The sequence below is a fragment of the Chelativorans xinjiangensis genome, assembly GCF_009812055.1.
Classification (GTDB): Bacteria; Pseudomonadota; Alphaproteobacteria; order Rhizobiales; family Rhizobiaceae; genus Chelativorans; species Chelativorans xinjiangense.
Window position 1 is genome coordinate 82602 of sequence record NZ_WQNH01000022.1, and the last position, 12749, is coordinate 95350.

The 12749-nt window shown below is 66.2% G+C and carries 11 protein-coding genes and 1 pseudogene; 10 read left to right on the forward strand and 2 right to left on the reverse strand.

The window, feature by feature from the left end; all coding sequences use genetic code 11:
- Window positions 1-2: 2 nt before the first annotated feature.
- A complete protein-coding gene (gene puuE, locus GM910_RS14950) occupies window positions 3-1418 on the reverse strand; it encodes an allantoinase PuuE (RefSeq protein ID WP_159588584.1) in 1416 nt (471 codons plus the stop codon).
- Window positions 1419-1611: 193 nt separating this feature from the next.
- Here puuE and uraH point away from each other — a divergent pair, with 193 nt between their 5' ends.
- From uraH to GM910_RS14985, 7 genes and pseudogenes are all read left to right on the forward strand, one after another.
- On the forward strand, window positions 1612-1977 hold the full coding sequence (gene uraH / locus GM910_RS14955; protein WP_159588559.1) for a hydroxyisourate hydrolase: 366 nt from the start codon (window positions 1612-1614) through the stop codon (window positions 1975-1977).
- Window positions 1977-3422, forward strand: coding sequence for a xanthine dehydrogenase small subunit (gene xdhA, locus GM910_RS14960; RefSeq protein WP_425482687.1), 1446 nt, complete (start codon window positions 1977-1979; stop codon window positions 3420-3422). Before uraH ends, xdhA begins: the two co-directional genes overlap by 1 nt.
- Window positions 3423-3446: 24 nt before the next feature.
- Window positions 3447-5786: a xanthine dehydrogenase molybdopterin binding subunit gene (gene xdhB / locus GM910_RS14965; protein WP_159588561.1), complete on the forward strand. Its 2340-nt coding sequence runs from the start codon at window positions 3447-3449 to the stop codon at window positions 5784-5786.
- Window positions 5787-6144: 358 nt separating this feature from the next.
- Window positions 6145-6276: a hypothetical protein gene (locus GM910_RS27630; protein WP_281354903.1), complete on the forward strand. Its 132-nt coding sequence runs from the start codon at window positions 6145-6147 to the stop codon at window positions 6274-6276.
- A gap of 10 nt (window positions 6277-6286) precedes the next feature.
- Complete coding sequence (xdhC, locus tag GM910_RS14975) at window positions 6287-7114, forward strand: xanthine dehydrogenase accessory protein XdhC (protein WP_159588588.1); 828 nt, start codon at window positions 6287-6289, stop codon at window positions 7112-7114.
- 85 nt (window positions 7115-7199) lie between these two features.
- Window positions 7200-7472, forward strand: a pseudogene (locus GM910_RS14980) (BrnT family toxin); the annotation flags it as partial.
- Window positions 7462-7698, forward strand: a complete 237-nt coding sequence (locus tag GM910_RS14985; RefSeq protein ID WP_246226154.1) for a CopG family antitoxin — start codon at window positions 7462-7464, stop codon at window positions 7696-7698. The pseudogene GM910_RS14980 and the gene GM910_RS14985, both read left to right, overlap by 11 nt.
- A 5-nt stretch (window positions 7699-7703) precedes the next feature.
- Here the strand turns inward: GM910_RS14985 and GM910_RS14990 are convergent, their stop codons facing one another.
- Entirely contained in the window at window positions 7704-8624 is a 921-nt protein-coding gene (locus GM910_RS14990) for a LysR family transcriptional regulator (protein WP_159588565.1), read from the reverse strand.
- Between the two features lie 211 nt (window positions 8625-8835).
- Between GM910_RS14990 and GM910_RS14995 the strand changes: the two genes are divergently transcribed.
- From GM910_RS14995 to GM910_RS15005, 3 genes are read left to right on the forward strand one after another with little or no spacing between them, the layout of a single operon-like run.
- Window positions 8836-10050: a urate hydroxylase PuuD gene (locus tag GM910_RS14995; protein WP_159588567.1), complete on the forward strand. Its 1215-nt coding sequence runs from the start codon at window positions 8836-8838 to the stop codon at window positions 10048-10050.
- A 10-nt stretch (window positions 10051-10060) separates the two neighbouring features.
- The gene (gene guaD / locus GM910_RS15000; RefSeq protein WP_159588568.1) at window positions 10061-11365 is read left to right on the forward strand and encodes a guanine deaminase; all 1305 of its coding nucleotides are present in this window, start codon (window positions 10061-10063) and stop codon (window positions 11363-11365) included.
- 15 nt (window positions 11366-11380) lie between these two features.
- Window positions 11381-12652, forward strand: coding sequence for a glycerate kinase type-2 family protein (locus GM910_RS15005; protein WP_159588570.1), 1272 nt, complete (start codon window positions 11381-11383; stop codon window positions 12650-12652).
- The last annotated feature ends 97 nt before the right edge of the window (window positions 12653-12749 follow it).

Here is a 12749-nt window from a genome sequence, read left to right on the forward strand (position 1 = left end):
GGTCATGAGGGCAAGAGATCCTTGAGCCGCAGATAGGCGATACGTTCGACCTGGCCGCAGGCGGTGGCGAACTCCTCGTCGCGGCCGTTTTCGATGCGGGCTTCGAAAGCCTTCAGGATGCCGTCCTTCGAATGGTCCTTGACGGCGATGATGAAGGGGAAACCGAATTTTTGGCCGTAGCGCGTGTTGAGGTCGGTGAAGCGGGCGCGCTCCCCGTCGGTGAGCGCGTCGAGGCCGGCGGTGGCCTGCTCGCTCGCCGATTCCGGCGTCAGGCGCTTTGCCGCCGCGAGCTTGCCGGCAAGGTCCGGGTGGGCGCTCAGCACGCCGAGCCGCTCCTCCTTGCTTGCCGCGCGGAAGGCGCGGGCCAGCGCGTTGTGAAGGCCGGCGGCGCTGTCGTGCGCAGGCCCCAGCTCCAGCCGGAAGGCCCGCTCGGCGATCCATGGCGAGTGCTCGAAGATGCCGCCGAAGCGTGACACGAACGCCGCCTCGTCCATGCGGCTGGGCCTCAAGCCCGGCGCTTCGTATGGATGATGCTCCTTCCAGTGGCGGGCGATGTCCATGCGGTTTGCCAGCCACACCTTCTCATGCCCTTTGACGTAGTCGATGAAGCGCTGCAGCGCTGCCGCGCGACCTGGCCGGCCGATGAGGCGGCAGTGGAGGCCGACGCTCATCATCGCCGGCCGGCCGCGGCTGCCCTCCTCGTAGAGCGTGTCGAAGGCATCCTTGAGATAGGCGAAGAACTGATCCCCGGAATTGAAGCCCTGTGGCGTGGCGAAACGCATGTCGTTGGCATCGAGCGTGTAGGGGATGACGAGTTGTGGGGAAATCGCGTTGCCGTGGCCGTCATGGTCGAGCCAGTAGGGCAGGTCGTCGTCGTAGGTATCGGAGATCCAGGTGAAGCCGCCCTCCCCGGCCGCCAGCTTTACCGAGTTGACCGAGGTGCGGCCGAGGTAGAGCCCGGTAGGCCTATCGCCCACGACCTCGGCATGGAGCTGGATCGCCTCCTGGAGGTCGCGGCGCTCGTCCTCTTCGGCATAGGCGCGGTAGTCGATCCATTTGAGCCCGTGGCTGGCGATCTCCCACTTTGCCTCCCGCATGGCCGCCACCTGCTCCGGCGAACGGGCAAGGGCGCTGGCGACGCCGAACACGGTGACGGGGACCTCGCCTTGCGTGAACATGCGGTGAAGCCGCCAGAAGCCGGCGCGGGCGCCGTATTCGTAGATCGATTCCATGTTCCAGTGGCGCATGCCCGGCCATGGGGCGGCGCCGACGATCTCCGACAGGAAGGCTTCCGAAGCTTCGTCGCCGTGGAGGATGCAATTCTCGCCGCCCTCCTCGTAATTGACGACGAACTGTACGGCGACATGGGCCCCGCCCGGCCATTTCGGGTCCGGCGGATTTGCGCCGTAGCCGCGCATGTTCCTGAAATAGCGCCTCACCTTATGTTTCCTCTGGATTGTCCGTGCCTAAAGAATAGTCGAAGGGACGGCGTGCGCATTCCCCCGAAAAATTTGAAAGTCTTTTTGCCGCGTTTCTCGCGCCACCCCCTTATGCAAGCGATTGATTTGCCGCACAATCCATCGGAATAAGACAAGAAGCAGAGGGAGACCCATGAGCGAGGAAGGCAAGGGCCGGCTGACGACCCATGTGCTCGACACCGCGGCGGGGCGCCCGGCGGCAGACCTGGAAATAGCGCTCTACCGGCTGGAAGGCGAAGGCCGCACGCATATCAAGACCGTCAGGACCAACGCCGACGGGCGCTGCGATGCACCGCTGCTCGAGGGCGACGCCTTTAGGCCCGGCGAGTACGAGCTGGTTTTCCAGGTCGGCAATTACCTGCGCGGCAAGGGCGACACGCTGCCGGCGCCGGCGTTTCTGGACCGCGTGCCGATCCGCTTCGGCATGGCCGAGCACACGCACTATCACGTGCCGCTGCTCGTCTCGCCTTACGGCTATTCTACATATCGGGGGAGCTGATGACGGCGATCCGCAATGAAATACGCTTCCTCTTGAACGGCCGCAAGGTTGCGCTTGCCGACGTGCGCCCCGGTGAGACCCTGCTCGACTTCCTGCGGCTCGAGCGCCGGCTGACGGGCACCAAGGAAGGGTGCGCGGAAGGCGATTGCGGCGCCTGCACGGTGCTGGTGGGGCGGCTTTCCGGCGGGCTCGTCTATGAAGGCGTCAATGCCTGTATCCGCTTCCTGGCTTCGCTCGACGGCTGTCATGTGGTCACCGTGGAGCACCTGAAACGGGCCGATGGCAGCCTGCACCCGGTGCAGCAGGCGCTGGTGGACTTCCACGGCTCGCAATGCGGCTTCTGCACGCCGGGCTTCGTGATGTCGCTCTACGCGCTTTGGATGCGCGAGCCGCAGCCCTCTGACCGGGCCATCGAGAAGGCGCTGCAGGGCAATCTCTGCCGCTGCACGGGCTATGAGCCGATCGTGCGGGCGGCGCGCGCCGTCTCCTCCTACGGCGAGGTGGAGGCGGACCCGCTGGCGGCGGAGCGCGCGGCCGTCGTCGCGGAGATCGAGGCGATGAAGGACGGCACGCGGGTGGAGATCGGCGCTGGCGCCGAGCGCCTCGTCATCCCCGCCGGTGTGGACGACCTGGCGGCGGTGCTGGAAGCCGAGCCGGACGCCACCATCGTCGCCGGGGCGACGGATGTCGGGTTGTGGGTGACGAAGTTCATGCGCGACATCGCGCCGGCGGTCTTCATCGGCGGGTTGGAGGAGCTGCGCGCGGTCTTGGAAGAGGACGGCGTGCTGACCGTCGGCGCCGGCGTCAGCTATTCCGAGGCGCTGCCGCACCTTGCCGCCCGCATCCCGGCGCTGGGACCGCTGATCGACCGCGTGGGCGGCGAGCAGGTGCGCAACATGGGCACCATCGGCGGCAACATCGCCAACGGCTCGCCCATCGGCGACATGCCGCCGCCGCTGATCGCGCTCGGCGCCCTGCTGACCTTGCGCAAGGGCAAGGAGCGGCGCACAATCCCGCTCGAGGATTTCTTCATCGCCTACGGCAGGCAGGACCGCCGGTCCGGCGAGTTCGTGGAGGCGGTGCATGTGCCGCAGCCGGATGCCGGCACGCATTTTGCCGCCTGGAAGGTCTCCAAGCGCCGCGACGAGGACATCACCGCCGTGCTGGGCGCCTTCAACCTGGCGCTGGACGCGGACGGCAAGGTGGCCGAGGTGCGCATCGCCTATGGCGGCATGGCGGCGACGCCGAAACGGGCAGCCGCGGTAGAGGCGGAACTGATCGGCAAGCCGTGGACGGCGAAGACGGTGGAGCGGGCGATGGCGGCCTACGAGCGCGACTTCACGCCCATCAGCGACATGCGGGCGTCTGCCGCCTACCGCATGCTGACGGCGAAGAACCTTCTGAAGCGTTTCTTCCTGGAGACGTCGGGCGCGGGCCGCTCATAGTTTCGCGTGACGAGGCAGCTTGAGATGACGAGGCACGAGACGCTCAACCTGAGAAAGGCGAAGATCGCCGGCGGGGTCGCCACCGACCGGCGCCACGATTCCGCCCACAAGCACGTGACCGGCGAAGCCGTCTATATCGACGATATGGCCGAGCCCGCCGGCACGCTGCACGCCTATCTCGGCCTGTCGGAGGTTGCGCACGGCACGATCCGCTCGATCGACCTGACAGCGGTGGAAAGCGCGCCGGGCGTGGTGGCGGTGCTGACGGCGAAGGACGTGCCGGGCGTCAACGATATCAGCCCCGCCGGCCTTCATGACGAGCCCATCCTGGCCGAGGGGGACGTGCAGTTTCTCGGCCAGCCGGTGTTCGCCGTGATCGCAAAGACGCGCGAGGCGGCGCGCCGCGCCTGCCGCCTGGCGAAGGTCGAATACGAGGAGAAGCGGGCACTGATCGACATCGCCGACGTCGAGCCGCAAGGCGCCCGCCTCGTCACCAAGCCGCTGACGCTCGCGCGCGGCAAGGCCGCGGATGCTATTCGCACCGCGCCCCGGCGCATCAAGGGAAGGATGCGCGTCGGCGGGCAGGATCATTTCTACCTGGAAGGTCAAATCGCCTTCGCCCTGCCGGGCGAGGACGTGGATGTCACCGTCCATTCCTCCACGCAGCACCCGAGCGAAGTGCAGCACATGGTGGCGCATGCGCTGGGCGTGCCCTCGCACGCCGTCACCGTAGAGGTGCGGCGCATGGGCGGCGGCTTCGGCGGCAAGGAGACGCAGGCGAACCTCTTCGCGGCGATCGCGGCGATTGCCGCCAAGCGCACCGGAAGGCCGGTGAAAATCCGCCCCGACCGCGACGACGACATGACGGCGACGGGCAAGCGGCACGACTTCCTGATCGACTACGAGGTGGGCTTCGACGAGGAAGGCGACATCCTCGGCGTTGACTTCACCTATGCCGCGCGCTGCGGCTTTTCCGCCGATCTTTCGGGGCCGGTGACGGACCGGGCGCTATTCCACTGCGACAACGCCTATTTCTATCCCTCGGTGCGCGCGGTCTCCGCGCCGCTCTACACCAACACCGTCTCCAACACCGCCTTCCGCGGCTTCGGCGGGCCGCAGGGCATGCTGGGGGCGGAGCGGATCATCGACGAGGTGGCCTTCGCGCTCGGCAAGGACCCGCTGGAGATCCGCAAGCGCAATTTTTACGGTAACGGCAACCGTAACGTTACTCCCTACCACCAGGAAGTGGAGGATAATGTCGTTCACCGCGTCGTCTCGGAGGTGGAAAAGAGCGCCGGCTACGCCGCCCGCCGCCGCGCCATCGCCGCGTTCAACGCGAAGAGCGAGATCGTCAAGCGCGGCATCGCGCTCACGCCGGTGAAATTCGGCATCTCGTTCACGGCCACCCACTTCAACCAGGCCGGCGCCCTGGTGCACGTCTACACCGATGGCTCGGTGCACCTGAACCACGGCGGCACGGAGATGGGCCAGGGGCTCTATGTGAAGGTCGCCCAGGTGGTGGCGGAAGAGTTCCAGATCGACATCGACCAGGTGAAGATCACGGCGACGACGACGGGCAAGGTGCCCAACACATCCGCCACCGCCGCCTCCTCCGGCTCGGACCTCAACGGCATGGCCGCGCAGAACGGCGCCCGCCAGATCAAGAACCGCCTCATCGATTTCGCGGCCGAACGATACGGCGTGCCGAAGGAGCAGATCGTGTTCCTGCCGGGCCGCGTGCGCGTGGGCAATCAGGAAATCCCCTTCCCCGACCTCGTGCGCCAGGCCTACATGGCCCGTGTCCAGCTTTCGGCGGCGGGTTTCTACAAGACGCCGAAAATCCATTGGGACCGCGACAGCGGGCGCGGGCGGCCTTTCTACTATTTCGCCTATGGCGCGGCGTGCGCGGAGGTCTCGGTCGACACGCTGACCGGCGAATACATGGTGGAGCGGGTGGATATCCTGCACGAGACCGGCAAATCGCTGAACCCGGCCATCGATCTCGGCCAGATCGAGGGCGGCTTCATCCAGGGCATGGGATGGCTGACGACCGAGGAGCTCGTCTGGGACGGGAAAGGCCGGCTGACCACCCACGCCCCTTCGACCTACAAGATCCCGCTCGCTTCGGACCGGCCGAAGGTCTTCAACGTGGCGCTGGCCGACTGGGCGGAGAACGCTGAACCTACCATCCACCGCTCAAAGGCGGTGGGCGAGCCGCCCTTCATGCTGGCGATGTCGGTGCTGCATGCGCTGTCAGATGCCGTAGCGAGCGTGGCCGGCCACAAGCTCTGCCCTCGCCTCGACGCGCCTGCCACGCCGGAGCGCGTGCTTATGGCGGTGGAGCGGCTGAGGGCGGAGGCATAGATTGGGCGGCATTGTGCGACTATCTTTCTGAGATCATGGCACACGTCGCCACCACCCCCCTCTGCCCTGCCGGGCATCTCCCCCTCAAGGGGGGAGATTGTGCTGGCCGCTTGCTCTGCAACGCTGGCGATTGGCGAAACCATAGGCAACGGCCAATCTCCCTCCTTGAGGGCAGGGCTATCGCATATGGACGGAGTCTTTGTTCGGCTTCGCCTGGACCCCCACCCCTCACCCCTCCCCTCAAGGGGGAGGGGGGCGCCGACGCCTCAGAATCCCCCTCCCCCTTGAGGGGAGGGGTGAGGGGTGGGGGTCCGATCAAGGACTCAAAATCCATATGCGATCAGTGGCCCCGCCACCCATGACCACCCTCGCCAAATCCCTCACCGCCTTCCTAGACGCCGCCCTCGCCGCAGCCATCGTCGAAGTGCGCGAAGCCAAAGGCTCCACCCCGCGCGAGACGGGCGCAGCAACGGCCAATCTCCCTCCTTGAGGGCAGGGCTATCGCATATGGACGGAGTCTTTGTTCGGCTTCGCCTGGACCCCCACCCCTCACCGCCTTCCTAGACGCCGCCCTCGCCGCAGCCATCGTCGAAGTGCGCGAAGCCAAAGGCTCCACCCCGCGCGAGACGGGCGCCTGGATGCTTGTCTCGCCCGACGCCATCTTCGGCACAATCGGCGGCGGGCAGCTGGAATTCCTGGCGATCGCCAAGGCGCGCGAATTAATCGCCGAGAACGTTGCCAGCGGCGCGCTGGATATTCCTCTGGGCCCCGAGATTGGCCAGTGCTGCGGCGGCCGCGTGGTGCTCGACATCCGCATTGCCGGGCGGGAGGAGCGCACCGAACTCCTGAAGCGTGCCGGGGACGAGGATGCCGGGCGCCCGCATGTCTACCTCTTCGGCGGCGGCCATGTCGGCCACGCGCTGGCCGCCGCGCTGGCGCTCCTTCCCGTGCGCACGTTCGTCGTGGAGACGCGGGCGGAAGCGCTCGCGGACATGCCGGAGGAGGTGGAGAAGCGGCTGACGGCCGTGCCCGAGGAAACCGTACGCGAGGCGCCTGCCGGCTCGGCCTTCGTCGTCCTCACCCACGACCATGCGCTGGATTTTCTGATCGTCGCCGAAGCGCTGGCGCGGGAGGAGGCGGCCTATGTCGGCATGATCGGCTCGAAGACCAAGAAGGCGACCTTCAAGAGCTGGTATCTGAAGAACGGCGGCGAGGAAGCCCGCCTCTCCCGCCTCGTGACGCCCATCGGCGGGGGAGAAGTGCGCGACAAGCGCCCGGCGGTCATCGCGGCGATGGCGGCGGCGGAGGTGATGCGGGCATTCAGCTGACAACCGGCGCTGATGTTGACTTTTGTACATACAAACGTACATAATGAAATAGACGGACCATGAGGGCTTCGACTGGGATGCAGGCAACTGGCCGAAGTGCGGCAAGCATGGCGTCAGCAAGGCAGAAATCGAATATGTGCTGACGCATGGTGCGACCATCGCACCTGACCAGAAGCATTCCGAGATAGAAGACCGCTTCATTGTCGTGGGCCGGAATCAGGACGGACGACCGGTGTTTGTCGGCATCACGTTCCGGATCGTAAGCGGCAAACGGCTTGTCCGCCCGACCACTGCCCGCTTCATGCATGTAAAGGAGGCGCAACGCTATGCCGTGCAAAGTGCCAAGAATGAAGACTGATGAAGAATTGGAAGCTTTCCTGGAACAGGATCTTTCCGACCTGGATTTTTCACAGTTCAAGCCGTTCCGGTTTGAGTTCGAGAACAAGACTGCGCGGGTGAACATGCGCATGCCGCAAAGCCAAATCGATGCCGTCAAGGCCGAGGCAAAGAAGCGTGGCATGCCTTACCAACGGCTGATGCGCGAACTCGTGCAACGGGGTTTGGAGGACTTGAAAGCTTCCTGAACACTTCACCGCCCCTCCAGTATCTCGCCAATTATCCGCTGGCAGCGCTCGACCATGAAATCCAACAGCAGGCGAACCTTGGGATCCTGGAATTTCTTGTGCGGGTAGACGGCGGCGAGCTTGACGGAGGGGGGCGGTGTGTCGGGGAGGATGACTTTCAGCCGGCGGTCGCGCAGGAACGGTTCGATCTCGAAGCGCGGCTTGTTGATGATGCCGTGGCCGGCCAGCGCCCAACCGGTGATCACGTCGCCGTCGTCGGAATCGAACGGGCCGCTCACCTCGAACTTCCTCGGCCCGTCGGGGGTATCGAGCGTCCAGAAATATTCGCGCGCGCCGGGAAAACGCAAAAGAAGGCACTCGTGCCCGTCCTCCACGAGCTGGCCCGGCCGTGCCGGCTCGCCCCGCCGCTCGAGATAGGCAGGGGCGGCCGCCAGCACGCGCTCGCAATCCATGATGCCGCGCATGCGCAGGCTGGAATCCTCCAGAAGCCCCAGCTTGAAGGCGACATCGATGCCCTCGCGCATGATATCCACCTCGTGGTCGGAAAGCCTCAGGCGCACCTCGATATGCGGGTAGAGCTCATGGAATTCGGGGATGGCGCCGGCGATCAGCCGCTTGCCGATGCCAAGAGGCGCGGTGACGCGGATGGTGCCGCGCGGCTGGCCCGAAAGCGCGGCCACGGCCGCCTCCGCCTCCTCCACCGCTTCCAGCACCTTTTTCGCGCCGTCGTAGAAGGCGCGGCCGTGCTCGGTCGGCGTCAGTTGCCGTGTCGTGCGGTTCAGGAGCCGCACACCGAGATACTTTTCAAGCTCCTTGACGCGGTTGGAGGCGACCGCAGCCGAGATACGCATGTCGCGCCCGGCCGCCGAAAGGCTGCCCAGTTCCACCACCCGCACGAAGACGGAAATATTGTCGAGATAGGCCATCAGACTTTCAAACCTCCGGGGCTATTATTTTCCAGAAAATTTTGAAAGTCATCGTGCCCTGCCCCCCTTTCGGTTTATGGCGGAAGCCGTAACTTGGGCTTGCTCAAGCGAGAGGGCCTGAGTTCGGGTCTTTCGACCCCCACTCCGTCTCGGCCTTCGGCCGAGACGGAGTGGGGGTAAGTCCAGAAACCCTTCGGAGCGGGGAACAGGAATGAACGATTTCGCCGTACTGTGGGACTGGCTGTCCCTCGCCGTGCGTTGGCTGCATGTGGTGACGGCCATCGCGTGGATTGGCTCGTCCTTCTATTTCATCGCCCTCGACCTTGGCCTCGTGAGGCGGCCGGGCCTGCCCGAGGGCGTTTATGGCGAGGAATGGCAGGTGCACGGCGGCGGCTTCTACAACATCCAGAAGTATCTGGTGGCGCCGGCTTCGCTGCCCGAGCACCTGACCTGGTTCAAGTGGGAATCCTACTTCACCTGGCTCTCCGGCTTCGCGCTGCTGGCCATCGTGTACTACGCGGGCGCCGACCTTTACCTCATCGACCGCAACGTGCTCGACGTTTCCGCCCCCGTCGCCATCCTCATCTCGCTCGCCTCCATCGGCATCGGCTGGCTGGTCTACGACGCGCTCTGCAAATCGCCGCTGGGCAAGAACGACACCGCCCTGATGCTGGTGCTTTATGTCGTGCTGGTGGCGATAAGCTGGGGTTATACGCAGCTCTTCACCGGGCGGGCCGCTTTCCTGCATCTGGGCGCCTTCACCGCCACCATCATGACGGCGAACGTCTTCCTCATCATCATTCCCAACCAGAAGATCGTGGTGGCGGACCTGAAGGCAGGGCGCGCGCCGGCGGCAAAGCTGGGGGCGCAGGCAAAGCAGCGCTCGCTGCACAACAACTACCTCACCCTGCCGGTGATCTTCCTGATGCTGTCGAATCACTACCCGCTGGCCTTCGGCACCAGGTTCAACTGGGTGATCGCCGCGCTCGTCTTCATCATCGGCGTGCTGATCCGCCACTATTTCAACACGATGCACGCCCGTAAGGGCAATCCGCACTGGACGTGGGGGCTCTCAGTGGTGATCTTCGTCATCATCATGTGGCTTTCCACGGTGCCGGAGGTGCTGACGGGCGAGCGGCGCATCTCGGCCGCCGAGGAGCGCTTCGTCGCCTCCACCCACTTTCCAGCCGTGCGCGACACGGTGATGGGGCGTTGCGCCATGTGCCATGCGGCCGAGCCCGGCTACGAGGGCATCCACGCAGCCCCGAAGGAGGTGGAGCTCGACACGGACGAAGCCATTGCAGCACACGCCCGCGAAATCTACCTTCAGGCGGGCCGGAGCCATGCCATGCCGCCGGGCAACGTCTCCGGCATGACCGAGGACGAGCGCCGCCTGCTTGTCACCTGGTTCGAGGAAGCGCGATGAGGCGACGGACATGACCAAGACGCTCATTCGCGGCCGCCTGCTCGCCTTCCTGGCCGAGCCGCATGCGGTCGACGACCATGCATCCTACGTTTACGAGGAAGACGGCGCCGTGCTGGTAGAGGACCGCGTCATCGTCGCCTCCGGCGCCTATGCACGAGTGGCGCTTGACGCCGGCGGCACCGAGGTCGTGGACCACCGCCCGCATCTGCTGCTACCGGGCTTCATCGATGCCCATGCGCACTTCCCGCAGATGCAGGTGATCGCCAGCTTCGGCGCCGAGCTGCTCGACTGGCTCAACACCTACACCTTTCCCGCGGAGACGAAATTTTCCGACCCTGCCCATGCGGCGCGCATCGCCGGCTGTTTCCTCGACGAGATGGCGCGCCACGGCACCACCACAGCGGCCGTCTACTGCACGGTGCATCCGGGCTCGGCCGATGCCTTCTTCGCCGAGGCTCAGCGGCGGGGCATGTGCATGATCGCCGGCAAGGTGATGATGGACCGCAACGCGCCGGCAGCGCTTACCGACACGGCGCAATCGAGCTATGACGACACCAAGGCGCTGATCGCCAGGTGGCACGGCAAGGGGCGGCTCAACTACGCCATCACCCCGCGCTTCGCCATCACCTCGACGCCCGGGCAGATGGAGATGGCCGCGGCGCTGGCGGCGGAGCATCCGGATTTGCATATCCAGACGCACCTTTCGGAAAACCATGCCGAGATCGCTTTTTCGGGTGAACTCTATCCCCATTGCGGCGACTACACCGGCATCTACGTGGACTACGGCCTCACCGGCCCCAAGAGCCTGTTCGGCCACTGCATCCATCTTTCCGAGCGCGAGGCCGACGTGCTGGCGGAATCGGGCTCGGTGGCGGTCTTCTGCCCCACCTCCAACCTCTTCCTCGGCTCCGGCCTGTTCGACTACCAGCGCTACCGCCGGCGAACGAGGCCCCTGCGCATCGCCGCGGCGACGGATGTCGGCGGCGGCACCAACTATTCCATGCTGCGCACCATGGACGAGGGCTACAAGGTGATCGCGCTCAACGGCGAGAAGCTGAACCCGCTCGCCTCCTTCTGGCAGATCACGCGCGGCAATGCCGAAGCGCTGTCGCTGGAAAGCCGCATCGGCACGCTGGAGGCGGGCAGCGATGCCGACCTCGTGGTGCTCGACGCCCGCGCCACGCCGGCGATGCGCCTGCGCATGGAGACGGTCGAGACCCTTGCAGAAGAGCTCTTCGTGCTGCAAACCCTTGGCGACGACCGCGCCGTGGTGGAGACCTACGTCGCGGGCTCGCCGATGAAACAGGGTTTGTGAGACGTAGGAGGGAGTGTGGCCGCCGAGATAGAGCCGCGTCGCCTTTTCGAGGATCTCTTCCGTGCGGCCGTCGCCGCCGCCGATCCGATGGAAATCATCCCAGACTTCCTCCCCGCCCGCCCCAAGGGCCGCACCGTCGTCGTCGGTGCCGGCAAGGGGGCGGCGCAGATGGCGCGGGCTTTCGAGGAGGCGTGGGATGGGCCGCTCGAAGGCGCCGTCGTCACGCGCTACGGCTACGGCGCGCCGACGGAGCGGATCGCGGTGATCGAAGCCGCCCACCCGGTGCCGGATGCCGCGGGGCTGAAGGGTGCGCGGCGGCTCCTGAAGCTCGTCGAAGGGCTGACGGCGGACGATCTGGTGGTGGCGCTCGTCTGCGGCGGCGGCTCGGCGCTTCTGCCCGCTCCGCCGTCCGGCCTGAGGCTGGAGGACGAGATCGCCGTCAACGAGGCGCTGCTCGCCTCCGGCGCCCCCATTTCGGCCATGAACACCGTGCGCAAGCACCTCTCCGTCATCAAGGGCGGCCGGCTGGCCGCGACCGCACACCCGGCGCGCGTCGTCTCGCTGATCGTTTCCGACATTCCGGGCGACAACCCGGCGCTCGTCTCCTCCGGCCCCACCGTGCCGGACGCCGCGAACCGGCAGGACGCGCTTGCCGTCGTCGAGGCATGGCGGCTGCGGCTGCCTCCGGCAGCGCTGCGCCATCTGCATTCGCCGCAAGCGGATGCGCCGACGCCCGACGACCCGCGATTTGCCGGCAACGAGGTGCACATCGTCGCCTCCGCCGCCCGCTCGCTGGAGGCCGCCGCCGCCGCCGCGCAGGCGCACGGCATTACGCCGGTGATCCTCTCCGACGCCATCGAGGGCGAGGCGCGCGAGGTTGGGCGGGTGCACGCGGCGATCGCCCGCGAGGTGGCGCTGCGCGACCGGCCGTTCCGGAAGCCGGTGCTCATGCTCTCGGGCGGCGAGACGACGGTCACCATCTGCGAGAAAGGCGGGCGCGGCGGGCGCAATAGCGAATTCCTGCTGGCGCTCGCGCTGGGCGTGGAGGGCGCCGCCGATATCGCCGCCTTCGCTGCCGATACGGACGGCATCGACGGGTCGGAGGAGAATGCCGGCGCCTTCGCCGACCATACCACCGCCGCCCGGCTGCGCGCGGCCGGTCACGACCCCAAGGCGCTGCTTGCAAGACACGACGCCTGGGGCGCGTTTAATGCGCTGGGGGACCTGTTCGTGCCGGGGCCGACGGGGACGAATGTGAACGACCTGCGGGCGGTGCTGATAAGGTGATGCCCCGCCCTAGTCACGTGAATCTAAAGTTCGCCACATAAGGTCTGCTCTGTTTTTTGGCAGAAGCGTTTGACTGATGAGAGGATCTCGTCGGCGG